Origin of the sequence: Ciceribacter thiooxidans, from assembly GCF_014126615.1 — a bacterium.
Lineage (GTDB): Bacteria > Pseudomonadota > Alphaproteobacteria > Rhizobiales > Rhizobiaceae > Allorhizobium > Allorhizobium thiooxidans.
The window spans coordinates 439,462-462,858 of record NZ_CP059896.1 but is presented as its reverse complement, the minus strand read 5'-3'; the positions used below and the strand labels follow the sequence as shown (position 1 = coordinate 462,858).

Annotated in this window: 24 protein-coding genes and 1 pseudogene; 16 read left to right on the top strand and 9 right to left on the bottom strand. The window is 63.6% G+C overall.

Translation table 11 applies throughout. The features are described from left to right. Positions 1-140 precede the first annotated feature (140 nt). Positions 141-305, top strand: coding sequence for a DUF1328 domain-containing protein (locus tag H4I97_RS02110; protein WP_182306310.1), 165 nt, complete (start codon positions 141-143; stop codon positions 303-305). Positions 306-521: 216 nt separating this feature from the next. Here the strand turns inward: H4I97_RS02110 and H4I97_RS02105 are convergent, their stop codons facing one another. Both H4I97_RS02105 and H4I97_RS02100 read right to left on the bottom strand, forming a co-directional pair. After that, positions 522-1,088 carry an RNA polymerase sigma factor gene (locus H4I97_RS02105; RefSeq protein WP_129334242.1) on the bottom strand — a complete coding sequence of 189 codons (567 nt, stop codon included), beginning with the start codon at positions 1,086-1,088 and terminating at the stop codon, positions 522-524. After that, positions 1,088-1,294: a NepR family anti-sigma factor gene (locus H4I97_RS02100; protein ID WP_182306309.1), complete on the bottom strand. Its 207-nt coding sequence runs from the start codon at positions 1,292-1,294 to the stop codon at positions 1,088-1,090. Before H4I97_RS02100 ends, H4I97_RS02105 begins: the two co-directional genes overlap by 1 nt. A gap of 141 nt (positions 1,295-1,435) precedes the next feature. On the opposite strand from H4I97_RS02100, the gene H4I97_RS02095 reads away from it, so the two are divergent. Further along, the gene (locus H4I97_RS02095) at positions 1,436-1,600 is read left to right on the top strand and encodes a DUF1328 domain-containing protein (RefSeq protein WP_112691142.1); all 165 of its coding nucleotides are present in this window, start codon (positions 1,436-1,438) and stop codon (positions 1,598-1,600) included. 108 nt (positions 1,601-1,708) lie between these two features. Here the strand turns inward: H4I97_RS02095 and H4I97_RS02090 are convergent, their stop codons facing one another. The 3 genes from H4I97_RS02090 to H4I97_RS02080 all read right to left on the bottom strand — a co-directional run bounded on the left by H4I97_RS02090 (position 1,709) and on the right by H4I97_RS02080 (position 4,014). Then, the gene (locus H4I97_RS02090) at positions 1,709-2,047 is read right to left on the bottom strand and encodes a hypothetical protein (protein ID WP_182306308.1); all 339 of its coding nucleotides are present in this window, start codon (positions 2,045-2,047) and stop codon (positions 1,709-1,711) included. An 80-nt stretch (positions 2,048-2,127) separates the two neighbouring features. Beyond that, complete coding sequence (locus H4I97_RS02085; RefSeq protein ID WP_182306307.1) at positions 2,128-3,123, bottom strand: sensor histidine kinase; 996 nt, start codon at positions 3,121-3,123, stop codon at positions 2,128-2,130. A 96-nt stretch (positions 3,124-3,219) separates the two neighbouring features. Then, complete coding sequence (locus H4I97_RS02080; RefSeq protein ID WP_182306306.1) at positions 3,220-4,014, bottom strand: response regulator; 795 nt, start codon at positions 4,012-4,014, stop codon at positions 3,220-3,222. 414 nt (positions 4,015-4,428) lie between these two features. On the opposite strand from H4I97_RS02080, the gene H4I97_RS02075 reads away from it, so the two are divergent. Then, complete coding sequence (locus H4I97_RS02075) at positions 4,429-4,623, top strand: NepR family anti-sigma factor (RefSeq protein ID WP_244658695.1); 195 nt, start codon at positions 4,429-4,431, stop codon at positions 4,621-4,623. A gap of 32 nt (positions 4,624-4,655) precedes the next feature. On the opposite strand, the gene H4I97_RS02070 is transcribed toward H4I97_RS02075, so the two are convergent. Then, positions 4,656-5,093, bottom strand: coding sequence for a hypothetical protein (locus H4I97_RS02070; RefSeq protein WP_182306305.1), 438 nt, complete (start codon positions 5,091-5,093; stop codon positions 4,656-4,658). Positions 5,094-5,096: 3 nt separating this feature from the next. Next, positions 5,097-5,456: an ElaB/YgaM/YqjD family protein gene (locus tag H4I97_RS02065; RefSeq protein ID WP_182306304.1), complete on the bottom strand. Its 360-nt coding sequence runs from the start codon at positions 5,454-5,456 to the stop codon at positions 5,097-5,099. A 262-nt stretch (positions 5,457-5,718) separates the two neighbouring features. Between H4I97_RS02065 and H4I97_RS02060 the strand changes: the two genes are divergently transcribed. The 3 genes from H4I97_RS02060 to H4I97_RS02050 all read left to right on the top strand — a co-directional run bounded on the left by H4I97_RS02060 (position 5,719) and on the right by H4I97_RS02050 (position 8,212). Continuing rightward, positions 5,719-5,916 carry a CsbD family protein gene (locus H4I97_RS02060; protein ID WP_182306303.1) on the top strand — a complete coding sequence of 66 codons (198 nt, stop codon included), beginning with the start codon at positions 5,719-5,721 and terminating at the stop codon, positions 5,914-5,916. A gap of 158 nt (positions 5,917-6,074) precedes the next feature. After that, a complete protein-coding gene (locus H4I97_RS02055) occupies positions 6,075-7,031 on the top strand; it encodes a D-2-hydroxyacid dehydrogenase (RefSeq protein WP_182306302.1) in 957 nt (318 codons plus the stop codon). 107 nt (positions 7,032-7,138) lie between these two features. After that, the gene (locus H4I97_RS02050; RefSeq protein WP_182306301.1) at positions 7,139-8,212 is read left to right on the top strand and encodes an enoyl-CoA hydratase/isomerase family protein; all 1,074 of its coding nucleotides are present in this window, start codon (positions 7,139-7,141) and stop codon (positions 8,210-8,212) included. 31 nt (positions 8,213-8,243) lie between these two features. On the opposite strand, the gene H4I97_RS02045 is transcribed toward H4I97_RS02050, so the two are convergent. Then, positions 8,244-9,653: a helix-turn-helix domain-containing protein gene (locus tag H4I97_RS02045; protein WP_182306300.1), complete on the bottom strand. Its 1,410-nt coding sequence runs from the start codon at positions 9,651-9,653 to the stop codon at positions 8,244-8,246. 133 nt (positions 9,654-9,786) lie between these two features. Here H4I97_RS02045 and H4I97_RS02040 point away from each other — a divergent pair, with 133 nt between their 5' ends. The 4 genes from H4I97_RS02040 to scpA all read left to right on the top strand — a co-directional run bounded on the left by H4I97_RS02040 (position 9,787) and on the right by scpA (position 15,986). After that, the gene (locus tag H4I97_RS02040; protein WP_182306299.1) at positions 9,787-11,319 is read left to right on the top strand and encodes an acyl-CoA carboxylase subunit beta; all 1,533 of its coding nucleotides are present in this window, start codon (positions 9,787-9,789) and stop codon (positions 11,317-11,319) included. Between the two features lie 13 nt (positions 11,320-11,332). Further along, complete coding sequence (locus H4I97_RS02035) at positions 11,333-11,710, top strand: hypothetical protein (RefSeq protein ID WP_182306298.1); 378 nt, start codon at positions 11,333-11,335, stop codon at positions 11,708-11,710. Then, positions 11,707-13,725, top strand: coding sequence for an acetyl-CoA carboxylase biotin carboxylase subunit (locus H4I97_RS02030; protein ID WP_182306297.1), 2,019 nt, complete (start codon positions 11,707-11,709; stop codon positions 13,723-13,725). The genes H4I97_RS02035 and H4I97_RS02030 overlap by 4 nt, the downstream gene beginning before the upstream one ends. Before the next feature lie 122 nt (positions 13,726-13,847). Then, entirely contained in the window at positions 13,848-15,986 is a 2,139-nt protein-coding gene (gene scpA, locus H4I97_RS02025; RefSeq protein ID WP_182306296.1) for a methylmalonyl-CoA mutase, read from the top strand. Here the strand turns inward: scpA and H4I97_RS02020 are convergent. Continuing rightward, positions 15,983-16,933, bottom strand: coding sequence for a LysR family transcriptional regulator (locus tag H4I97_RS02020; RefSeq protein ID WP_182306295.1), 951 nt, complete (start codon positions 16,931-16,933; stop codon positions 15,983-15,985). The two genes, scpA and H4I97_RS02020, sit on opposite strands and share 4 nt — an antisense overlap. Positions 16,934-17,108: 175 nt before the next feature. Between H4I97_RS02020 and H4I97_RS02015 the strand changes: the two genes are divergently transcribed. From H4I97_RS02015 to H4I97_RS01990, 6 genes and pseudogenes are all read left to right on the top strand, one after another. Next, positions 17,109-18,311 (top strand): ABC transporter substrate-binding protein, encoded by a 1,203-nt coding sequence (locus H4I97_RS02015; RefSeq protein ID WP_182306294.1) that lies wholly within the window; start codon positions 17,109-17,111, stop codon positions 18,309-18,311. Between the two features lie 15 nt (positions 18,312-18,326). Then, positions 18,327-19,109 carry an ABC transporter ATP-binding protein gene (locus tag H4I97_RS02010; RefSeq protein WP_182306293.1) on the top strand — a complete coding sequence of 261 codons (783 nt, stop codon included), beginning with the start codon at positions 18,327-18,329 and terminating at the stop codon, positions 19,107-19,109. A 1-nt stretch (position 19,110) separates the two neighbouring features. After that, a complete protein-coding gene (locus H4I97_RS02005; RefSeq protein WP_182306292.1) occupies positions 19,111-19,812 on the top strand; it encodes an ABC transporter ATP-binding protein in 702 nt (233 codons plus the stop codon). 3 nt (positions 19,813-19,815) lie between these two features. After that, a pseudogene (locus H4I97_RS02000) lies at positions 19,816-20,702 on the top strand (branched-chain amino acid ABC transporter permease). A gap of 1 nt (position 20,703) precedes the next feature. After that, entirely contained in the window at positions 20,704-21,690 is a 987-nt protein-coding gene (locus H4I97_RS01995) for a branched-chain amino acid ABC transporter permease (RefSeq protein ID WP_182306291.1), read from the top strand. A gap of 103 nt (positions 21,691-21,793) precedes the next feature. Beyond that, complete coding sequence (locus tag H4I97_RS01990; RefSeq protein ID WP_182306290.1) at positions 21,794-23,389, top strand: GMC family oxidoreductase; 1,596 nt, start codon at positions 21,794-21,796, stop codon at positions 23,387-23,389. Positions 23,390-23,397 lie beyond the last annotated feature (8 nt).

Here is a 23,397-nt window from a genome sequence, read left to right as displayed (position 1 = left end):
GCCATAGCGAAGAAATGACCTGCCCGAAAGGCCGTTCAGCGACCAATCCGTCCACCGAATGCGAAATTTGCGCTTGTTCTTGCACGGGAACAAATTTGCCGACCGACCATTTACTCCGCAATCGAAGAAGGAGGCCCATCGTGCTGAAATGGATTTTGATATTCCTGCTGATTGCCGGCGTCGCCAGCCTGCTCGGGTTCCGCGGCGTGGCCGGTGCATCCGCGACCGTCGCACGGATCCTGATCTTCATCGTTCTGGTGGTGTTGATCATCGCCTTCTTCACCGGCATCGTCATCGTCGCCTGACGATCCGACTGGCAAGCTCCCGAAGATCTCCCCGAAGTCCGCGGGCTTCGGGGCTTTCGGTCTTGAGCATATCGCCGCCCGCGCTTGGAAGTTTGTCGCGCGGAGCCGTCGCGGACGTTTGAACGCGTAGGACGAGTTTCAGCCGGATCCTGAAAACGAGAAACGCCGCGGCGCATGATGGCACCGCGGCGATCTCCCGTTCCGTAAATAAATGAGCTAGCTTGCGAAGGCCCGCTTGATCACGGCAGCGTCGTTCGCATCGGGACCATAGTCCGCTTCGCCCGTCACGCCGAGAATCTCCTGCAGCTTGTTGCGGGCCCGGTTGATACGGCTCTTGATCGTACCGACCGCACAGCCGCAGATCTCGGCGGCCTCCTCATAGGCAAAGCCGGAGGCGCCGACGAGAATGATCGCCTCACGCTGGTCGGGGGGCAACTGTTCGAGCGCCTTGCGGAAATCCTGGAGATCGAGCGAACCGTACTGTTGCGGATGCGTGGCAAGCTGGGAGGTGAAGACACCGTCGGTATCTGCCACCTCGCGTCCGCGCTTGCGCATCTGCGAGTAAAATTCGTTGCGAAGGATCGTGAAGAGCCATGCCTTCATGTTGGTACCGGGCTCGAAATGATCCTGCTTCGCCCACGCCTTGACGATGGTGTCCTGCACGAGATCGTCGGCGAGGTGATGCCGCCCCGTCAGCGAGACGGCGAACGCTCTCAGATTCGGGAGTGCAGCAAGCATGTCCCGCTTGAAACCGGTCTCCTCTGCGGATCTTTCTCGGTCCATCACGCACTGTCTCCCGTGACGCGCTGCCCGGCAGCGTTCTTCTCCGCAGCATCGAGTCTTTCAAGAAGCTCGAGGAACTTGTCCGGTATACCCTCATCCTGCACGGATTGATAGAACTGGCGCAGTCTCGAGATGATGCCCTGGTGAGGCGGCGAGGCCGGCTCGCCGCCGGCTCCGTTGTAGGCTCTGTCTGTAAATCTCGTCATTCCGTTCCCACGCGGTTGTGGAGGTGTTGCGTGGAAACGGCCGAAACCCGCCAAGGTTCCGGCCGCACCGGGTCTTTTTGGCACCGCGGAACAATTGACAGAACGGGACGTTCTTGCCTGGTGCATACAAGGAGAAAAGCCATGCTTTACTACGCTCTTCTTTTCCTCGTCGTTGCATTGATCGCCGGCGTACTCGGTTTCGGTGGCATTGCCGGCGCATCGGCCGGTATCGCGAAGATCCTCTTCTTTGTCTTTATCGTGCTGTTCCTCATTTCGCTCGTCAGCCGCTTCTTCCGCAGCGCCTGACATGCGTGGACATCTGACGAGCACGGCGGCGGCCTTCTAGGCTGCCGCCGACGGCTGTCGGCTGCGCGCTCGGCAACGTATCCGCATTGCGCTGGCCGGTCCGTTCAATCAATAGCGTTCATAGGGAATCGGCGCGTCCTGCACGGCGACGACGGCGAGCAGGGGAACGCTGGACTTCGCTTCGGCATCATCAAGCAACGCGGCAAGACGTTGCGGCTCTATCCGCTGGCGAATGGGAGCACGGCCGGCCAGGAGTTCCGCCTGAACGGGTACGCAGTCGGCGTAAATCACCGGCGTCAGACGGCGCGCCTTCTTCAGCTCTTTCGGAAGAGCGGCCATGCAGCTCGCCCGGCTCACGAAGGAAGCGACCGCGACCGGTTCCTTCATGCAATGCCCTTCGTCGGGATGGCAGGCGACCAGGACCAAAAGCGCGGCAAGTGTGCTCATTCCCCTCTCCATTGAGCACACGAAACGCAAGCAGCCCCGAAAGGTTCCACCGGCGTTGAGAAATGTCGGAACGACCGGTGTTAGCCTTCCGCCTCAAGGGGGAATGTCAGCTCGTAGTAGACGAAGCCGGGTCGCACCTGATGGACCGCGCTCCCGTTGACCGAAGCCGGCACTACCCGTTCAAGCACCGTGCTGCCGAAACGCGCGGAGCCGGCTTGGCCTTCCTCGTCGCTCTGGCCGAGCGGCTCCGTCCAGGTAATCCGCACACTATCCCTGCCGTCCTCGCGGATTCGCTCGCAAGTGACCTCGATCCTCTGCCGCGTCGCTACGAAGTCGCCGTGACTGACGGCGTTCACCGTGAGCTCGTGCAAGGCGAGGCCGACATGGAGTGACGCGTTCGGCGTCAGGAGCAGATTTTCCCCGGTCACGTGGATGAGGTCGGCTGCACCGTCCTGCACGTATTTCTCGATCTGCTGTTGCAACAGGTCGCGGAAATAGGCGCCGCTCCAGCTCGAGTCGGTGATGAGGTCCTGCGACTGCGCCAGCGCATGAAGGCGGCCACGGAACTTGCCGAGGAAAGAGTTGAGAGAACCCGAGTAGCGTGCAGTCTGCGAGGCGATGCTCTGGATGATGGCGAGAAGGTTTTTCGAGCGGTGGCTCACCTCGCGCAGCAAGGCGCGCAAGAGCCGCTCGCGCCGGCGGTCTTCGGTGCGGTCGATGACAATCGTCATAAGGTTGTTTCGACCGTTCGCCATCGTAATCATGCGGCAGCGAAACTCGAAGAACGTGTCGTCGCCCGCGTCGATCTCCATCTCCGCATGGTCTCCCGGCTGCTCCAGTCGGGACTTCAGGTCGGCCAACCTGCTGCCGATCTCCTCACCGAACAAGCTCGTGTCCGTCGGCGGCTCACCGTCCGTCAGCCTGAAACGCGCCGGCAACGTCGTTATGCATGAATACCGGCCCTCCATGTCCTGCAAGATCAGCGTGGCGCCGATGTCGATCAGGCCGGATATGAAGAATTCCCGCAGGTACTCGTCACCGCGCTGGGGCTCGTACCAAGTCAGTCTGTGAACCACCGTGCAACTCCGCGAAACTCGGCGGCGGTCCCGCGGATGCGGGGCCTGCCCTTTCAGGTCGCTCGGTGGCCTCGTGCAGGCAAGCGGTTGCCCGGACTACGCCTTTTCCGCCACCTGCTCATTGAAGAAAAGTGCCTGACTGATCAGTGCCTTCACCATGTCCGGATTGAAGGGTTTCGTGACCAGGAAGGCGGGTTCCGGACGCTCACCCGTCAAGAGCCGCTCGGGAAAGGCCGTAATGAAGATCACCGGAATCGTATCGGCCTTCAGAATGTCGTTGACGGCGTCGATACCCGAACTGCCGTCGGCCAGTTGTATGTCCGCGAGTACCATTTTCGGGTTTGTTCGCCGGAAGAGCTCGACCGCCTCGGCATGGGTGCGCGCGGTACCGGTCACACGGTGGCCGAGGTCCTCGACCATCTGCTCGATGTCCAGCGCGATCAGCGGCTCGTCCTCGATGATCATGATCTCGGTTGCGACCTGCCGCGAGATCTCCTCGGAGGCCTTGCCCACCAGCTTGTCCAATTCGGTATCGTCCACCCCGAGGACTTCCGCCGCCTGCTCGCGCGAAAAGCCTTCGACGGTCGTCAGCAGAAAGGCATGGCGCGCGCGGGTGGGAACGGCCGCGAGATTGGCGGCCGCACGCCGCTCCCAGGCGAAGGGGGAGGAAATCGGTGGAATCTCGATTGAGGTCGTGTCGAACAGCGCGACAAAGAGCCTGTAGAGGGACACACGATCATCGCCGCTTTCCGGAAAGATGGAAATGTCGGCGATCAGGGCTTCGAGCACAGCCGCGACATAGGCATCGCCGGAGGTTTGCGAGCCGGTCACGGCACGCGCATAACGCCGAAGATAAGGAAGATGTGCAGCTACACGGGCAGTCAGGGACATTCAGCTTCTCCAATCGGGCGCATTCAGCGCCGGTTCGCGGACTGACGGACGGGGTCGAAATGGCGGCTGAAGTGGCCGAAAAATGAGGGAGGCGATCGCAGTGCGGGCCCTCTGTTCAAAGACGAGCAGGAGCCAGGCGCACAGATTCCGACGAGCGCAGCTCCACGTGACCACTGGCCGGCGGGCACGAAACACACGCCGATCGCGGATCGCAAAGAACTCAGTAGTCCGGCTGCGGCCCATCTGCAGGACCGGGCGTGATTAGCCCTTGTCAGTTTCATCAGTAGAACTCGTAAATGCAAACTTCGGCAACAACGGCCAGCGAACCAAAAAAGTTCCGGCACTCCGGAACTTTTTTTATGCTAGTACAGTTCTTGGGGAATTCCTAATATTGTGACGGGATGAACGGGGTTTATGGCACCTGAGAAGATGAAGGATCGCAAAGCGAGGCCGACGCGGTCCGATACAGCCGGGGAACTTTCAAAGACCCTGATCGCGTCAAAGTTGCGTGGATACTACGACAGTATCGTCGAAGAAGGTACACCGCCGCAGTTCTTGGATTTGCTGGAACGGCTGGACCAGGCTGAGCGCAGCAGCGCCAAGAAATAGCGTACCTTCGACACGCCTTTCATTGCGTCTTGTCAGGCCTTGCGCCCGACTCCGCCAACTTTCGCGAGCGCGTAGACAAGGCAGCCGATCATCGCGGTTGTGGCGATCGGACTTTCGCGCATCATCAGGGGAACCTCGGCCATCAGGCCAGTGGTAAGCGGATCACCCATCGCCGCAGCCATCTGTTGACGCATCAGCGCCTGCTTGCGGGCCTGATGGTTAAGGACCATCACCACCGCGATCACCGTAAGCGCGAGGGCAATTGCAGTGACCGCCACGGTCATCGCAGCCATGACCGGCCCCGCCGTCTCCGCAACGTACAAGGCGAGCGCCACGACGAGCGCGACATAAGCGGTTCCGAACAGTACGGTCAGCAGGATCGCCGCCACTGCATTGCGCTTGACGCCTTCCACTACCGGGCGCGCGCGCCGCAGCGCGAGGCTGGCCAGGACTTCTGCAATGAGGTTCATGGGTCAGCGCCGTGTCAGCAGCGCAGCAAGGAACCCGATGCCGGCGGCGATCCCGACCGCCTGCAAGGGATTGTTGCGGATACGAGTCTCGAGATCCTGCTCGGCCGTACGAAGACCGTCGCGGGCGGACTGATAGGCCGCGGCCGAGGCACCTGCCATCTCGGCACCCATCTCGCTGGCACGCGCACCTGCTTCCTGCAGCTTCGCACTTCCGAGGGAGGTGATCGCCTGGGTCAGCGCGGCAATGTCGCGACGCAAGTTGTCGAGCTCCGCCTGAACGTCCTGAACGTTCGGATCGGTGCTGCCGACGGTTTCTTCCTGCGTCTTTTCGCCTGCTTTGCCAGTCATCGAGACTGCAGCCATGTCATTTCTCCTTCAACGATCGTCCTGTCGACAAACGCATGAGATGCGGGCGGGTTCCCGCGTCGATTGTTGTACGCCTCGGCATTGACGGAGGCAATTGCAAAGCAGCTTCGTCCGGACGCGACAAACTCGACCTATGGCCGCGGACGCACTCTCCAACCGGGGAAAGATCGCTCCGCAAAACGGAACTTCCCTCGCCCCAAGGACGTTGTCACTGCCGAGGCCAGACGCCTCTTTGTCCAACCAACGAGAGGATGCTGACATGAACTGGAATCAAGTCGAAGGTAACTGGGAGCAGTTCAAGGGCAAGGCCCAGGCACAGTGGGGCAAGCTCACCGGCGATGACCTCGACGTCATCAACGGGAACCGCAGGCAGCTTGCCGGCAAGATTCAGGAAGCCTATGGCAAGACCGAAGAGGAGGCTGATCGCGAGATCGACACCTGGCTCGGCCGCCACTGATCTTCTTCCTCACGTCGATGGAGGGCTCGGCACATCGTGCCGGGCCTTTTTCGTTTCGGGACGGCCCCACCCGCGTTACCGTCGGGGCCGCTATTGTCTGCCTCCGGAGCATCGGCTACGACCGCATCACGACCGCGATCCGTGAGGAATGTCCGCCCATGACCAGAATCGTCTTTCTCGACCGCGACACGCTCTCGCCGGAGACCACGCTTCGCGCCCCGGATTTCCCGCACGACCTGGTGCTCTACGGTCGCAGTACTCCGGATGAGGTCGCGGGCAGGATCGCCGACGCCGACATCGTCATCACCAACAAGGCGCCGATCCATGCCGATGCGGTCGCCGGCGCACCGAGGCTGAAGCTGATCGCGGTAGCGGCGACGGGCACGGATTGCGTCGATCTCGCCGCCTGCAGCAAGTCCGGCGTCACCGTCTGCAACATCCGTAATTACGCGACGAATACGGTGCCCGAGCATACCTTCGCCCTGATGCTGGCGCTGAGACGCAGCATCCTTCCCTATCGCCAGTCGGTGATCGACGGCCGCTGGCAGGAAGCCCGGCAATTCTGCTTCTTCGACCATCCAATCTCCGATCTCGCCGGCTCGACGCTCGGGATCGTCGGCTATGGTGCGCTCGGCCGCTCGGTCGCCCGCATCGCCGAGGCTTTCGGCATGACGGTGCTGGTCGCCGACCGCAAGGGCGCGGACGTGCCGCCGGCCGGGCGCACCGCCTTCGACGAGGTGATGCGCCGAAGCGACGTCATCACGCTCCATTGCCCGCTGAATGCAGAAACCCGCGGGATCATCGCCGGCCGAGAATTCGCGCTGATGGAGCGCAAGCCGATCCTTATCAACACCAGCCGCGGCGGCCTCGTCGACGAGCAGGCGCTGGTGGCTGCGCTCGACGCCGGAGAGATCGCCGGCGCCGGTTTCGACGTGACCGACGGCGAGCCGCCGGCCGCCGACAGCCCGATGATGCGGATCGCCGGCCGACCCAATGTCATCCTGACGCCGCACGTCGCCTGGGCGAGCCGGCAGGCCATCCAGGAACTCGCCGACCAACTCATCGAGAACATCGAGCTGTTCCGGCGAGGAACGCCACGCAACGTGGTCGGCTGAACGAAACCCGACCAAAGGCAGGGAGGTCATGCCTCCGGCCATGTGTTATGAGCGTAGCGCCGCGGGTGGAGAACGGCGCGGACGAGGCAGGACGAGGAGGAGCATTGATGAAGTTCTTTGATGTCGCCACAGCCGGTGAAGAGGTGTTGACCGGTCGGTCGGGCACGCTCGGGCTGATCAGCCTCAACCGGCCGCGGATCATCAACAGCCTTTCGCTCGGCATGGTCCGCGCCATCGACGCCGCCCTCGACGATTTCGAGCACGACCCGACGATTGCCGCCGTGATGGTGACGGGCGAAGGCGAGCGCGGCTTCTGTGCCGGCGGCGACATCAAGATGCTCTACGAAGGCGGCAAGGCAGGCAGCCCCGAGCCGGCGACCTTCTGGCGCGAGGAGTACCGCCTCAATGCACGGATCGGCTCCTATCCGAAGCCCTACGTAGTTCTGATCGAAGGCATCACGATGGGCGGCGGCGTCGGGCTTTCCGGCCATGCGAGCCACCGGATCACCACCGAAACGGCACGCCTCGCCATGCCGGAGACGGGCATCGGCTTCTTCCCCGATGTCGGTGCGACCTGGCTGCTGTCGCAGGCTCCCGGCGAGCTCGGTACCTATATGGGGCTCACCGGCGAGCCGGTCGGCGCCACCGATGCGATCGCAGCGGGCTTCGCGGACTGGCTGGTCGATACCTCGCAGGTTTCCGAAATCGCCGAGGCGCTCTCTTCCCTTCCCGCAGCCGCCGGGCACAACGACGTCGCAGCCGTCATCGCCGACGCGGCGAGGCCGGCGACGGCGCTCGCCTTCGCCGAACACCGCAACCTGATTGATCGCTGCTTCGCCTTCGACAGCATCGAGGAAATCCTCGCGACACTCGCCGCGGACGCCAGCGAGTTCGCGACGAAAGCGCGTGCCACGATGCTTATCCGCTCGCCGACCAGCCTCAAGGTGACGCTGGCGCTTCTGCGCAAGGGCCGGTCGTCGCCCGATCTCGAAACATGCCTCGAGCGCGAGTTCGCAGCCACCGACCAGATCCTGCGCACGCCCGATTTCTACGAAGGCATCCGCGCGGCCATCATCGACAAGGACCGCAACCCGAAATGGTCGCCGGCCACGCTGGACGCCGTCGGCCCGGCGATCGTCGACGCCTTCTTCCGGCCGCACCCAGAACCGCTGTTCGGCTGACCGCCGCGCCTCTTGGGCGCAGACCAGCCGTTCACTCGATTTCGTAAGGGACCGCGTTTCGGAGGCGATGGTCGACGACGAGTTTGCGCTTCAGGGGCGGCACCGCCCGGCTCGTACATTTCGTCCGCTCGCAGATGCGGCAGGAGATGCCGATCGGATCGTAGGCGGCACGGTTGTTGAGGTCGAGGCCGTCGGCATAAACGAAGGCATCGGCGTAGGAGATTTCGCAGCCAAGCGCCAGTGCGTAGCTCGGCTGTGAAGCACGGAAGCCGACCGATCCCTTGTTCACCTGCGTGGCGACACAAAGATAGCGCACGCCGTCCGGTGTCTCGGCGAGCTGCCGGATGATCCGGCCCGGCATCTCGAAGGCCTGATGCGCGTTCCAGAGCGGACAGGCGGCACCGAAACGGGCGAACTGCAGGCGGGCAGCGCTGTGCCGCTTGGTGATGTTGCCGGCCCGGTCGATGCGGGCGAAGAAGATCGGCACGCCCTTAAGCCCCGGCCGCTGCAACGTCGACAGCCGATGACAAACCTGCTCGAGCGAGGCGCCGAAACGGGCTGCAAGAAGCTCGACATCGTGGCGCAGGTCCCGTGCCGCCTGGTGGAACGTGCGGTAGGGAAGCACCAGCGCACCGGCAAAGTAGTTCTCGAGTCCGAGACGACAGATCTCCATCGCTTCCTCGGTACGGAATCCCGCCTGTTTCAGCACCTGCTCGATCTTCGGCGCGGCATGCATCTGGGCGATTTGCACTGCGAGCTGGAAATCGCGTGTCGGTGCCGCCGCATAGCGACTGATCGTCAGGATGCGGCTTGCCGGGTCGAAGCGCCGCATGGCCTCGTCACCGGCTTCGCCGCGCACGACACGCACGCCGTAGCGTCGTTCGAGACTGGCCGACAACGCCGCGTGGTTGTCCCCCTCCCCGAGCTTGAGCTCCGCGGCGAGGTTCTCCGCCTCGACGTCGAGCTCGTGGATATAGTTGTCGACGAAGTGAAAGAAGTCGCGCACCTCGTCATAGGAGGTCGTCTCGTTGGGCGCCGCGCCGCCGAAACGGTCGTCATAACTCGCCAGCTGCTCGCTGTTGCGCCGGTAGGCCTGATGGCAGTCAATCAGCGCATGCGCGATGCCGGGCGCGTTCTGCGTCACCAGTTTCAGTTCCTGCAGGCTCGGCGAATACTGTTCGAAGAGCGGATCAGACAGCGCCTCGGTCAGTGCCGAGAGCAGGCGGTCGTTCTGCCCCGACGAAAGCTCAGCGATATCGATGCCGAACTTTTCCGCAAGCGCCAACAGGACGGCGGCTGAAATCGGCCGCTGGTTGTTCTCGATCTGGTTGAGGTAGCTTGTCGAAATGCCGATCTTGTCGGCAAACTGGGCCTGCGTGGCATGGCTCGCCTGGCGCAGTTCGCGAACCTTGCGGCCGATGAAGAGTTTTCCGATTGCCATTTTGCAATTTCGCATTTTGCTATTTGCAAATTTATAGATCCGCAACTGCGCCTGTTCAACCATTTTCTTTGCCGGACGCTATGTTTAAGGGCACTACTTGGATTGCAGGCCTTGAAGACCATCGGGAGGAAGCATGCGATTGATATTGGACCAGCTCGAAGCCCGGCGCGCCGAAGCCCATGTGGGCGGCGGTCAGCGGCGCATCGACGCCCAGCACGCCAAGGGCAAGCTGACGGCGCGCGAACGCATCGAGGTCCTTCTCGATGAAGGCTCCTTCGAAGAATACGACATGTACGTCACCCACCGCTGCACCGACTTCGGCATGCCGGAGCAGAGGATCGCCGGCGACGGCGTCGTCACCGGCTGGGGTACGATCAACGGCCGCCAAGTCTACGTTTTTTCCCAGGACTTCACTGTGCTCGGCGGCTCGCTGTCCGAGACCCACGCCCAGAAGATCTGCAAGATCATGGACATGGCCGTGAAGAACGGCGCACCCGTGATCGGACTCAATGACTCGGGCGGCGCCCGCATCCAGGAAGGCGTCGCCTCGCTCGCCGGCTATGCCGACGTCTTCAAGCGCAATGTCGATGCCTCCGGCATCATCCCGCAGATTTCCGTCATCATGGGCCCCTGTGCCGGCGGCGCGGTCTATTCGCCGGCGATGACCGATTTCATCTTCATGGTCCGCGACTCCTCCTACATGTTCGTCACCGGCCCGGACGTCGTGAAGACTGTCACCAACGAGATCGTCACCGCCGAGGAACTCGGCGGCGCGCGCACCCACACGACGAAGTCCTCGGTCGCCGACGGCGCCTACGAGAACGACATCGAGGCGCTCGAACAGGTTCGCCTGCTCTTCGACTTCCTGCCCCTGAACAACCGCGAAAAGCCGCCCGTCCGGCCGTTCCACGACGACCCCGCCCGCGTCGAGATGCGCCTCGACACGCTGATCCCGGATTCGTCGAACAAGCCCTACGACATGAAGGAGCTGATCTACGCGCTCGCCGACGAGGGCGACTTCTTCGAGATCCAGGAAGCCTTCGCCAAGAATATCATCACCGGCTTCATCCGCATGGAAGGCCAGACGGTCGGCGTGGTCGCCAACCAGCCGATGGTGCTCGCCGGCTGCCTCGACATCGACTCGTCGCGCAAGGCCGCCCGCTTCGTCCGATTCTGCGATGCCTTCTCGATCCCGATCCTGACGCTGGTCGACGTTCCCGGCTTCCTGCCCGGCACCTCCCAGGAATACGGCGGCGTCATCAAGCACGGCGCCAAGCTCCTTTTCGCCTACAGCCAGGCGACCGTGCCGATGGTGACGCTCATCACCCGCAAGGCCTATGGCGGTGCCTACGACGTCATGGCCTCCAAGCACATCGGCGCCGACATCAACTATGCCTGGCCGACCGCCGAGATCGCCGTCATGGGCGCCAAGGGTGCGACCGAAATCCTCTACCGCTCCGAACTCGGCGACGCCGAGAAGATCGCGGCCCGCACCAAGGAATACGAGGTCAACTTCGCCAACCCGTTCAAGGCGGCCGAACGCGGCTTCATCGACGAGGTGATCATGCCGCATTCCTCCCGTCGCCGCATCGCCCGCGCCTTCGCCTCGCTTCGCAACAAGCAGGTGGAGACCCGCTGGAGAAAACACGACACGATCCCGTTGTGAAGGGAGAACACCGATGGCCGACCTTCCCGACATGACCAAGCACAAGGGGTTTCCGTCCGGCATGCCGGGAACCGGTGTGCAGTTCACCATCCGGCGCGCCAACCCCAGGGGCGTGACCCCGCTGAAGGCGCTGCCGCGCAAGGCGAGGCCCGGCACCAAGGAGCACCGCATCGACGCGGCCTTCTTGCATGCCCTCTGGCATTATTTCGGGCCGGAGCCGTTCGAACGCGGCAACCTGGATGCCGCCCGGCTCAGCCTTCTTTTCGGCCGCGAAGTCGTCGCGGCGGACAGGAATTTCGACCCGCTTTCCTACGAAGCCATGCTGATGATCGACGAAAGGGTCGGTCGGCAGAACTTTCCGGAATCTTTTGAAGACGTATTCGAGGTGTGACGGTGACAATCAAGAAACTGCTGATCGCTAACCGTGGTGAAATCGCCTGCCGTGTCATCAAGACGGCAAAGAAGATGGGCATCGCCACCGTCGCCGTCTATTCCGACGCCGACCGCGACGCGCTGCATGTGAAGATGGCCGACGAGGCGATCCATATCGGTCCGGCACCGTCGAACCAGTCCTACATCGTCATCGAAAACATCCTCGAGGCGATCCGCAAGTCGGGGGCCGATGCCGTCCATCCGGGCTACGGTTTTCTCTCGGAAAACGCCGTCTTCGCCGATGCACTCGCCAATGAGGGCGTCACCTTCGTCGGCCCGCCGGTCGGCGCGATCCAGGCCATGGGCGACAAGATTACCTCGAAGAAGCTCGCCGCCGAAGCCGGCGTCTCGACCGTGCCCGGCCACATGGGCCTGATCGAGGATGCCGACGAAGCGGTGAAGATTTCCGACCAGATCGGTTACCCGGTGATGATCAAGGCGTCCGCCGGCGGCGGCGGCAAGGGCATGCGCATTGCGTGGAACGCCGAGGAAGCCCGCGAGGGCTTCCAGTCGTCGCGCAATGAAGCCAAGAACTCCTTTGGCGACGACCGCATCTTCATCGAGAAGTTCGTCACCGAACCCCGCCACATCGAAATCCAGGTGCTCGGCGACAAGCACGGCAACGTGCTCTATCTCGGCGAGCGCGAATGCTCGATCCAGCGGCGCAACCAGAAGGTCATCGAGGAGGCCCCCTCACCGTTCCTCGACGCCGCGACCCGCAAGGCGATGGGCGAGCAGGCCGTCGCGCTCGCCAAGGCGGTCGGCTACCACTCCGCAGGTACGGTGGAGTTCATCGTCGACGGCAAGCAGAACAAGTTCTACTTCCTCGAGATGAACACCCGCCTGCAGGTCGAGCACCCGGTGACCGAGCTGGTGACCGGCCTCGATCTCGTCGAGCAGATGATCCGCGTCGCCGCCGGCGAGAAGCTTTCCTTCGGCCAGGAGGACGTGAAGCTCGACGGCTGGGCGATCGAAAGCCGCCTCTACGCAGAGGACCCCTACCGCAACTTCCTGCCGTCGATCGGGAGGCTGACCCGTTACCGTCCGCCGGTCCAAGGCCGCCAGGACGACGGCACGATCATCCGCAACGATACCGGCGTCTACGAGGGCGGCGAGATCTCGATGTATTACGACCCGATGATCGCGAAGCTCTGCACCTGGGCACCGAGCCGCCTCGAGGCGGTCGACGCGATGAGCGCGGCGCTCGACGATTTCGAGGTCGAAGGCATCGGCCACAACCTGCCCTTCCTCTCCGCCGTGATGGAACACCAGCGCTTCCGCGAGGGACGGCTCACCACCGCCTTCATCGCCGAGGAATTCCCGGAAGGCTTTGCCGGCGTGGCGCCGGACGCGGATTCGGCCCGCAAGCTCGCGGTCATCGCCGCCTTTAGCAACCAGATCCTGCAGGATCGCGCAGTGCAGATTTCCGGCACGATCGGCAACCACCGCCGCATCGTCGGCCGCGACTGGGTGGTGACGCTCGCCGGGCACGAATATCCGCTGACGGTGGAAACCTCCGCGGACGGCACCTTCGCCCGCTTTGCGGACGGCGCCGTATCGTCGATCACCGGCGGATGGGTTCCGGGACAGGCCCATGCCCGCTTCCATGTCGACGGCATGACCATCGGCGTCAAGATCGGCCTTGCCGGTGCCGGCATCCGGCTGCGCTGGCGCGGCATGGACGTGATCGCCCGCGTGCGCTCACCGCGCGTCGCCGAGCTTGCGAAACTGATGCCGGAAAAGCTGCCGCCGGATACCTCGAAGATGCTGCTCTGCCCGATGCCCGGCGTGATCACCTCGGTCGCGGTCAAGGAAGGCGATCAAGTCGAGGCCGGACAGGCGCTCGCAACGGTCGAGGCGATGAAAATGGAGAACGTGCTGAAGGCGGAAAGGCGGGGCGTGGTCAAGCGCATCGCCGCCAAGGCCGGCCAGAGCCTCGCCGTGGACGAACTGATCATGGAATTCGAGGGATGAGGACGCAGGCAATGTTAGCGGTCGGGTTACCCCTCTGCCGGCTGTGCCGACAGAGGGGCTGACGCCACGAAACAGGCGAGACGCGTCGACATGCAGTCCGCACGAAGCAGGGAGATGACCGGATGACCAAGAAGACCATCAAGGACTGGGATGCGCTGGCCGAAAAGGAGCTGAAGCGCCCGGCCGACAGCCTCACCTGGCACACGCCGGAAGGCATCGAGGTCAAGCCGCTCTATACGGCCGAAGACCTCGAAGGCATGGACCATCTCGACAGCCTGCCGGGGTTTGCGCCCTTCGTTCGCGGTCCGCGCGCGACCATGTATGCCGGACGGCCCTGGACGATCCGCCAGTATGCGGGCTTTTCCACCGCGGAGGAATCGAACGCCTTCTACCGCCGCAATCTCGCCGCCGGCCAGCAGGGCGTTTCCGTCGCCTTCGACCTCGCGACCCATCGCGGCTATGACAGCGACCATCCGCGCGTCGTCGGCGATGTCGGCAAGGCCGGTGTCGCGATCGACTCGGTCGAGGACATGAAGATCCTCTTCGACGGCATCCCGCTCGAAAAGATCTCCGTCTCGATGACCATGAACGGCGCGGTGATACCGATCCTCGCGAACTTCATCGTCGCAGGCGAAGAACAGAGCGTGCCGCGGGCGCAGCTTTCCGGGACCATCCAGAACGACATCCTGAAAGAGTTCATGGTCCGCAACACCTACATCTATCCGCCGGAACCCTCGATGCGGATCATCGCCGACATCATCGAATACACGGCGAAGGAGATGCCGAAGTTCAACTCCATCTCGATCTCCGGCTACCACATGCAGGAAGCCGGGGCGACGCTGGTGCAGGAACTCGCCTTCACGCTCGCGGATGGGCGCGAATATGTCCGCGCCGCCCTGAAGAAGGGCCTGAACGTCGATGATTTCGCCGGTCGCCTCTCCTTCTTCTTCGCGATCGGCATGAACTTCTTCATGGAGGCGGCGAAGCTGCGCGCCGCGCGCCTCTTGTGGACCCGCATCATGGAGGAGTTCCAGCCCCAGAAGGCCTCCTCGCTGATGCTGCGCACCCACTGTCAGACCTCGGGCGTATCGCTGCAGGAACAGGACCCTTACAACAACGTCATCCGCACCGCCTACGAGGCGCTCTCGGCTGCGCTCGGCGGCACCCAGTCGCTGCACACCAACGCGCTCGACGAGGCGATCGCACTGCCGACCGACTTTTCCGCCCGCATCGCCCGCAACACCCAGCTGATCCTCCAGCACGAGACGGGCGTCACCAAGGTGGTCGATCCGCTCGCCGGCTCCTACTATGTCGAGAGCCTGACCAAGGAACTCGCCGACAAGGCCTGGGCACTGATCGAGGAAGTCGAGGCGATGGGCGGCATGACCAGGGCCGTCGACGCCGGCCTGCCGAAAAAGCTGATCGAGGAAGCCGCCACCCGCCGCCAGGCAGCGGTCGACAAGGGCGAAGAGGTGATCGTCGGCGTCAACAAGTTCCGTTTGAACGATGAGCAGCCGATCGACATCCTGGAGATCGACAATTCCGCCGTGCGCACCGCCCAGATCAGGCGGCTAGAACAGATCCGGCGCCAGCGCGACCCGAAAACCGTCGAGACAGCCCTTGCCCGGCTGGCGGCCGTTGCCGAAAGCGGCGAAGGCAATCTGCTTCAAGCTGCCGTCGAGGCCGCCCGCGCACGGGCGAGCGTCGGGGAAATCTCCGACGCCATGCGCAAGGTCTTCGGCGACCATACCGCCGTGCCGAAGGTCGTCCGCAACATCTACGGCAAGGCCTACGAGGGTGATCCGGAGCTGGCAACGCTTTCCGACCGCCTGAAGCACTACCGGGAGGTCAAGGGCGCGGCACCCCGCATCCTCGTCGCCAAGCTCGGCCAGGACGGCCACGACCGCGGCGCCAAGGTGATCGCGTCGGCCTTCGGCGATATCGGTTTCGACGTCGTCGCCGGCCCGCTCTTCCAGACGCCGGAAGAGGCCGCCGATCTCGCCGTCGCCGAGAAGGTGCAGGTCGTCGGCATGTCCTCGCTCGCCGCCGGTCACAAGACGCTCGCCCCGCAGCTCATAGAGGCGCTGAAGGCGAAGGGCGCCGAAGACGTCATCGTCGTCGTCGGCGGGGTCATCCCGCGCCAGGACTACGACTACCTCATGGACCACGGCGTCTCCGCCGTCTTCGGCCCCGGCACCAATGTCATGGACGCGGCGAAGTCGGTGCTCGACCTCGCGGAAGGGCGGTTGCGGAACGCCTAGGCGAGCACTTCCGCCGCGCTCACAGAACCGGCACCGTCGGGTTTTTCCACCCGCGTCCCAAGGAACGCATCCATGTTTTCCCGCACAATGTTGCGCAGAAACTCGATGACGCTCCGGACGCGCCCCACCTGCCGCAGGTCGCGGTGGCAGGTGATCCAGTAGTGGCGCAGCAGCTCGACCTCGTCCTCGAGAACGACCTCCAGCTCCGGATAGTTCTTGGCGATGAAGATCGGCAGCACGCAGAGCCCGAGTCCGTTCCGTGTCGCCGTCAGCTGCGCAAAGATGCTCGAACTCTGGAAGCGCGGCTTTATGCGCGGATGGATGTCGCCGAGATAGTCGAGGCCCGGCGCGAAGATCATGTCTTCGATATAGCCGATGAAGGCGTGGTCCAGGAGGTCGTCGCGGCTTTGCGGAACGCCGCGGCTCTCGAGATATCCCCGCGTGCCGTAGATCTTCAGCCGGTAGTCGCAAAGCTTCTCGGAAAAATACGGCCCCGCTTTCGGTGGGTCGAGGACGACCGCGAGGTCGGCCTCCTTGCGCGAGAGCGCCATGATCTGCTGGATCGTCACCAGTTCCAGCGAGATGCTCGGCAAGGCTGCTACGAAAGTCTGAAGCGTGCTGGTGAAGAAGAAATTGGAGAAGCCCTCCGGCGCGCTGAGCCGCACGACGCCGCGCTGCGCGCTGCCGCCTCCCGCAAGGTCGGCCTGCAGCCGCTCGGTCTCCTGTTCCATCTTCTCGGCCGTCTCGACGAAACGCTGCCCCATACCGGTCAGCACGTAGCCGCGCGGATTGCGCTCGAAGAGTTTGACCTTCAACGCGAATTCCAGCCGGTCGATCCGCCGCGAGACGGTCGCGTGGCTGGTCCGCAGCTGCCTTGCCGCGGTGGACAACTGTCCCGTGCGGGCAACTGCGAGGAAATACTGTAGATCGTCCCAGGTGAAATGCATGCCTGCCCCGCCTTCTGTTCAAAAACGAACAGAACCTGTTTGCAATTAGTCGGCGCTAAAACTTGCGTCAATCGTTCTTTTCCCGGATCATGCCCTCACGATCGGCCACGTTGAGGAGCGCGGCTGGTCAAAATTGAACAGATTCGCAGTCTGGAAGACTCTGGGAGGAGACCATATGCGCAAGAATCTCATCGCCTCGCTGGCGATCGTGCTGGCGAGCAGCACCGCTGCTCTCGCCGACGCATCGGACGGCAAAGTCAAGATCGGCATCCTGAACGACCAGTCCGGCGTCTATGCCGACTTCGGCGGCAAGTCGTCCGTCGAGGCCGCGAAGATGGCAATCGAGGATTACGGCGGCAAGGTGCTCGGCGTGCCGGTCGAGATCGTCGACGCCGACCACCAGAACAAGCCGGACATCGCCTCCAACATCGCCCGCCAGTGGTACGACACCGAGCAGGTCGACGCGATCATGGAACTGACGACCTCTTCCGTCGCGCTCGCCGTTCAGGCAATCGCCAAGGAAAAGAAGAAGATCGACATCGTCACCGGCGCGGCCACCACCGAACTCACCGGCAAGCAGTGCAGCCCCTACGGTTTCCACTGGGCCTATGACACGCATGCGCTCGCAGTCGGCACCGGCGGCGCGCTCGTGAAGCAGGGCGGCGACAGCTGGTTCTTCCTGACCGCCGACTATGCCTTCGGCTACTCTCTCGAACAGCAGACCAGCGATTTCGTGAAGGCGAACGGCGGTACGGTCGTAGGCGCGGTACGCCATCCGCTCGCGAGCACCGACTTCTCGTCCTTCCTGCTGCAGGCACAATCCTCCGGCGCCAAGGTGGTCGGCCTCGCCAATGCCGGAGCCGACACGCAGAACGCGATCAAGCAGGCGGCCGAGTTCGGCATCACCCAGGGTGGCCAGCGTCTCGCCGCTCTCCTCTTCACGCTCGCGGAAGTCCACGGCCTCGGCCTCGAGGCGGCACAGGGCCTGACACTCACGGAAGGCTTCTACTGGAACCGCGACGAGGACAGCCAGAAGTTCGGCAAGCGCTTCTTCGAGCGTACCGGCAAGATGCCGAACATGGTCCATGCCGGCACCTATTCCGCCGTCCTGCAGTACCTGAAGGCGGTCGAAAAAGCCGGGACGGACGAGACGGAAGCCGTCGCCAAGGCTCTGCACGAAATGCCGGTCGACGACGTATTCGGTCGCGGCGGCACGGTCGGCCCCAACGGCCGCATGTTCCACGACATGTACCTGCTCGAAGTGAAGAAGCCCGGCGACAGCAAGGAGCCCTGGGACTACTTCAACGTTCTCGCAACCATTCCCGGCAAGGAAGCCTATATCGATCCGGCCAAGAGCGGTTGCGAGCTCGTGAAGTAAGCCTGGCTGCAAATGATGAGCCTTCCTTCCGAACGAACGCCTACGGAGCCGCGCGTGGTGTTGTCCGCGCGCGGCCTCCGCCGTGATTTCGGCGGCTTTACCGCCGTCCGGGACGTCGACCTCGACGTCCATCACGCACAGGTGCATGCCCTGATCGGACCAAACGGTGCGGGCAAGACCACGGTCTTCAACCTGCTCACCAAATTCCTGCAGCCGACGGCGGGCACGATCACGCTGCTCGGCGAGGAAATCACCAGCACGCCGGCCGACAAGGTCGCGCGGATGGGACTCGTCCGTTCCTTCCAGATTTCCGCGGTATTCCCGCATCTGAGCGTGCTCGACAACGTGCGTGTGGCGCTCCAGCGTCCGAACGGGCTCGCCCACCAGTTCTGGCGTCCTCTTTCGGCGCTCGACACGCTGACATCGCGCGCTGAAGATCTGCTCGAGAGCGTCGGCCTCACTCGCGAGCGCAACGCGATCGCCGCCGATCTCTCCTATGGCCGCAAGCGCGCGCTGGAGATCGCAACGACGCTCGCCCTTGATCCCAAGGTCCTGCTTCTTGATGAGCCGCTCGCCGGCATGGGCCAGGAGGATGTGCGAGTGATCGCCAGCCTCATTCGCGAGGTCGCAAAGACCCGCGCCGTGCTGATGGTGGAGCACAATCTCTCTGTCGTCGCCGACATCTGCCACCACGTCACCGTCCTGCAACGTGGCGAGATCCTCGCCGAGGGCGACTACGACACCGTCAGCAGCGATCCGCGCGTGCGCGTCGCCTATATGGGCACGGAGGAGGCGTGAGATGACGGCACTTCTCGAGGTCCGCGGCCTAAACGCCTGGTACGGCGAAAGCCACATCCTGCACGGCGTCGACATGACCGTTCGCGAAGGCGAGACGGTGACCATTCTCGGCCGCAACGGCGTCGGCAAGACGACGACACTGCGCACGCTGGTCGGGATCGTGCGCGCCCGCAAGGGTCAGATCATTTTCAACGGCACCGACATGATGAAGGTACCGCTGCACCGCACCGCCCGCTGCGGCATCGGCTTCGTACCGGAGGAACGCGGCATTTTCTCTAGCCTTTCGGTCATGGAGAATCTGCTTTTGCCACCGCAGGTCGCCGAAGGCGGCATGTCGCTCGACGAAATTTTCGAGCTCTTCCCGAACCTTCACGAGCGGCGCAACAGCCCCGGCACCCGGCTTTCCGGCGGCGAGCAGCAGATGCTGGCGATCGCCCGCATCCTGCGGACCGGCGTCAAGTTACTGATTCTCGACGAGCCGACGGAAGGGCTTGCTCCCGTCATCGTCCAGCGCATCGGGGAAGTGCTGAAGACGCTCAAGGAACGCGGCATGACCGTGTTGCTCGTCGAGCAGAACTTCCGTTTCGCAAGCCGCGTGGCCGACCGCTTCTACCTTATGGAGCACGGCCAGATGGTTTCCGAGTTCAAGGTGGAGGAGCTGCCAGAGCGCATGGACATGCTCCACAAGGTCCTGGGGGTCTGAACCATGGCGACAATCTTCGGCATCCCGCTCCAGGCTCTCCTCGGACAACTCCTGATCGGCCTCATCAACGGCTCCTTCTATGCCCTGCTGAGCCTCGGGCTTGCGATCATCTTCGGCCTCCTGCGGATGATCAATTTCGCCCACGGTGCGCAATACATGCTCGGCGCCTTCGCCGCCTATCTGCTGCTGACCTTCGGGGCATCGGTTACTGGCCGGCACTGATTCTCGCACCGCTGATCGTCGGTCTTTTCGGCGCGGTCATCGAACGGCTCTTCCTCCGTCGCCTCTACGACCTCGACCCGCTTTATGGTCTCCTCTTCACCTTCGGCCTGGCGCTGACGATCGAGGGAACCTTCCGCTATCTCTACGGGGCATCGGGACAACCCTATGCGACGCCTGCGGCGCTCGCCGGCGGCACCAATCTCGGCTTCATGTTCCTGCCGATCTATCGCGGCTGGGTGGTCGTGGTGTCGCTCGTGATCTGCATCGCCACCTGGCTTCTGATCGAGAAGACCAAGCTTGGCGCCTATCTGCGCGCCGCGACCGAAAACTCGACGCTGGTGCAGGTCTTCGGCGTCAACGTGCCGGTGCTCTTGACCCTCACCTACGGCCTCGGCGTGGCGCTCGCTGCCTTCGCCGGCGTGCTCGCCGCTCCGGTCTACCAGGTGTCGCCGCTGATGGGTTCAAACATCATCATCGTGGTCTTCGCGGTGGTGGTCGTCGGCGGCATGGGCTCGATCATGGGGGCGATCGTTACCGGCTACATGCTCGGGATCGCCGAAGGTCTGACCAAGGTCTTCTATCCGGAGGCGTCCAACATCGTGATCTTCGTCATCATGGCGATCGTTCTTCTCATCAGGCCGGCAGGCCTCTTCGGCCGGGATGCATGACATGGCTCAGGTAACGACCACTTCCGACATCGACGGCAGACGTCCAGCCCTCGTGCAGATGATCCTGCTTGCGTGCGGCATCGGACTTCTCGCCGCCGCCCCGTTCTTCCTCTACCCGATCTTCGTGATGAAGCTGCTGTGCTTCGCGCTGTTTGCAGGCTCCTTCAACCTGCTGCTCGGCTATACCGGTCTCCTCTCCTTCGGCCATGCGGCCTTCTTCGGAGGAGCTGCCTACTTCACCGCCCACGCGGTCAAGGAATGGGACTTTCCGCCGGAACTCGGGCTCCTCGTCGGGGTTGCGGGCGCGGCCGTACTCGGCCTCATCATGGGCTTCTTCGCGATCCGCCGGCAGGGCATCTACTTCGCCATGATCACCCTGGCACTCGCGCAGATGTTTTACTTCTTCTGCCTGCAGGCGGAATTCACCCACGGCGAGGACGGCATCCAGTCCGTACCGCGCGGCAAGCTCCTCGGCTTCATCGATCTCGGCACACCGCTCAACATGTACTTCTTCGTGCTTGCAGTCTTCCTCATCGGCATGCTGGTGATCTGGCGCTTCATCAATTCGCCCTTCGGCATGATCCTGAAGTCGATCCGCGAGAACGAGGTGCGGGCAACCTCGCTCGGCTATTCCGTGGCGCGCTACAAGCTGGGCGCATTCGTGATGTCGGCGGCACTCGCCGGACTGGCCGGCGGGCTGAAGGCCCTGGTCTTCCAATTCGCGACGCTCACCGACGTCACCTGGCAGATGTCCGGCGAAGTAATCCTGATGACGTTGCTCGGCGGCATCGGAACGCTCGTCGGCCCGGTAATCGGCGCAGGCCTCGTGGTGACGCTCGGGAATTATCTCGCAACCTCGGAATTTCCCGTCACCATCATCACCGGCCTCGTTTTCATGGTGTGCGTGCTGCTGTTCCGGCGCGGGATCGTCGGCGAGTTCTATGCCTCCCGCCTCGGACGCACGCTCGGCTTCGAACATCGGCACTAGCCGCAACTAACGGGGTCGGCCCTGGCCGGCGACGCATTGACAACGACGACGGAGACGTTCCGGCCCCGAGGAGGGCCGGGAGCGGACACTTGCGGAGTGGCGAATGGAATCCTTTGACTACATCATCGTCGGCGCAGGAAGTGCCGGCTGCGTTCTGGCCAACCGGCTTGCCGCGGACCGTTCGACGCGGGTGTTGCTCCTCGAAGCGGGCGGCAACGACAACTACCACTGGATTCACATCCCGGTCGGCTATCTCTACTGCATCAACAATCCGCGGACGGACTGGTGCTTCACCACGGCGAAGGAAGAGGGTCTGAACGGCCGCGCCCTCCTCTATCCGCGCGGCAAGGTGCTCGGCGGCTGCTCGTCGATCAACGGCATGATCTATATGCGCGGACAGGCGCGGGACTACGACCTCTGGCGGCAGATGGGCTGCACCGGCTGGGGCTGGGACGACGTGCTGCCGATCTTCCGCAAGTCCGAGGACTTCTACAAGGGCGCCGACGGCGCGCACGGCACGGGCGGCGAGTGGCGGGTCGAGAAGGCCCGCGTCCGCTGGGCGATCCTCGAAGCCTTCCAGAAGGCCGCACTCGAAGCCGGCATTCCGATGACCGACGATTTCAACCGCGGCGACAACGAAGGCTCCGGCTACTTCGACGTCAACCAGCGCGCGGGCATCCGCTGGAACACAGCCAAGGCCTTCCTGCGGCCGGCGGTCAAGCGCGGCAACCTCACCGTGCTGACGAGGGCGCAGGCGAAGCGGCTCATTATCGAGGACGGCGCGGTCGCCGGCGTCGAAGTCTGGCACGAGGGCACGACGAAGATCTTCCGCGCCCGTCGCGAGACGGTGCTCGCCGCCGGCGCGATCGGCAGCCCGCACATCCTCGAACTCTCCGGCGTCGGACGCGGCGATGTCCTGCAAAAGGCCGGCGTCGAAGTGGTGACGGAGGTGAAGGGCGTCGGCGAGAACCTGCAGGACCATCTGCAGCTCCGGCTCGTCTACAAGGTGACCGGCCTGCCGACGCTGAACGAGAAGGCGTCGAGCCTCGTCGGAAAGGCGGCGATCGGGCTGGAATACCTCTTGCGACGCTCCGGCCCGATGGCGATGGCACCGAGCCAGCTCGGCATCTTCACGAAGTCCAGCCCGGACAAGGACACCGCCGACCTCGAATACCATGTCCAGCCCGTGTCGCTCGACAAGTTCGGCGATCCGGTCCATCCCTTCCCGGCGATCACAGCGAGCGTCTGCAACCTGCGGCCGGAGAGCCGCGGCTCGATCCACCTGCAGAGCCCGGACTTCGCCGCCCAGCCGGTGATTAGCCCACACTACCTGTCGACCGCAGGCGACCGGGAGACGGCGATCCGCTCGATCCGTCTGACCCGCAGGATCGCCGGTCAGCCCTCGTTCGCACGCTACCGGCCGGAGGAATACAAGCCCGGCCCCGCCTTCGAGACGGACGAGGACCTGATCCGTGCGGCCGGCGACATCGGCACGACGATCTTCCATCCGGTCGGCACCTGCCGCATGGGCGCCGACACCGAAAGCGTCGTCGACCCGCGGCTCCGGATGCGTGCGCTCAAGCGCCTCAGGATCGCCGATGCCTCGATCATGCCGACTATTACCTCCGGCAACACCAACTCGCCGACGATCATGATCGCCGAGAAGGCCGCCGAAATGATCCTTGCCGACAACCGATAGAAGGAGAC

Bases quoted from the DNA above. Each gene is read 5' to 3' on its own strand.
- H4I97_RS01990 (WP_182306290.1), top strand. From the start codon at position 21,794: ATGGAATCCTTTGACTACATCATCGTCGGCGCAGGAAGTGCCGGCTGC.
- scpA (WP_182306296.1), top strand. From the start codon at position 13,848: ATGACCAAGAAGACCATCAAGGACTGGGATGCGCTGGCCGAAAAGGAG.
- H4I97_RS02105 (WP_129334242.1), bottom strand. From the start codon at position 1,088: ATGGACCGAGAAAGATCCGCAGAGGAGACCGGTTTCAAGCGGGACATG.
- H4I97_RS02090 (WP_182306308.1), bottom strand. From the start codon at position 2,047: ATGAGCACACTTGCCGCGCTTTTGGTCCTGGTCGCCTGCCATCCCGAC.
- H4I97_RS02075 (WP_244658695.1), top strand. From the start codon at position 4,429: ATGGCACCTGAGAAGATGAAGGATCGCAAAGCGAGGCCGACGCGGTCC.
- H4I97_RS02060 (WP_182306303.1), top strand. From the start codon at position 5,719: ATGAACTGGAATCAAGTCGAAGGTAACTGGGAGCAGTTCAAGGGCAAG.
- H4I97_RS02005 (WP_182306292.1), top strand. From the start codon at position 19,111: ATGACGGCACTTCTCGAGGTCCGCGGCCTAAACGCCTGGTACGGCGAA.
- H4I97_RS02080 (WP_182306306.1), bottom strand. From the start codon at position 4,014: ATGTCCCTGACTGCCCGTGTAGCTGCACATCTTCCTTATCTTCGGCGT.
- H4I97_RS02095 (WP_112691142.1), top strand. From the start codon at position 1,436: ATGCTTTACTACGCTCTTCTTTTCCTCGTCGTTGCATTGATCGCCGGC.
- H4I97_RS02010 (WP_182306293.1), top strand. From the start codon at position 18,327: ATGAGCCTTCCTTCCGAACGAACGCCTACGGAGCCGCGCGTGGTGTTG.
- H4I97_RS02070 (WP_182306305.1), bottom strand. From the start codon at position 5,093: ATGAACCTCATTGCAGAAGTCCTGGCCAGCCTCGCGCTGCGGCGCGCG.
- H4I97_RS02055 (WP_182306302.1), top strand. From the start codon at position 6,075: ATGACCAGAATCGTCTTTCTCGACCGCGACACGCTCTCGCCGGAGACC.
- H4I97_RS02100 (WP_182306309.1), bottom strand. From the start codon at position 1,294: ATGACGAGATTTACAGACAGAGCCTACAACGGAGCCGGCGGCGAGCCG.
- H4I97_RS02050 (WP_182306301.1), top strand. From the start codon at position 7,139: ATGAAGTTCTTTGATGTCGCCACAGCCGGTGAAGAGGTGTTGACCGGT.
- H4I97_RS02065 (WP_182306304.1), bottom strand. From the start codon at position 5,456: ATGGCTGCAGTCTCGATGACTGGCAAAGCAGGCGAAAAGACGCAGGAA.
- H4I97_RS02035 (WP_182306298.1), top strand. From the start codon at position 11,333: ATGGCCGACCTTCCCGACATGACCAAGCACAAGGGGTTTCCGTCCGGC.
- H4I97_RS02040 (WP_182306299.1), top strand. From the start codon at position 9,787: ATGCGATTGATATTGGACCAGCTCGAAGCCCGGCGCGCCGAAGCCCAT.
- H4I97_RS02020 (WP_182306295.1), bottom strand. From the start codon at position 16,933: ATGCATTTCACCTGGGACGATCTACAGTATTTCCTCGCAGTTGCCCGC.
- H4I97_RS02045 (WP_182306300.1), bottom strand. From the start codon at position 9,653: ATGGCAATCGGAAAACTCTTCATCGGCCGCAAGGTTCGCGAACTGCGC.
- H4I97_RS02015 (WP_182306294.1), top strand. From the start codon at position 17,109: ATGCGCAAGAATCTCATCGCCTCGCTGGCGATCGTGCTGGCGAGCAGC.
- H4I97_RS01995 (WP_182306291.1), top strand. From the start codon at position 20,704: ATGGCTCAGGTAACGACCACTTCCGACATCGACGGCAGACGTCCAGCC.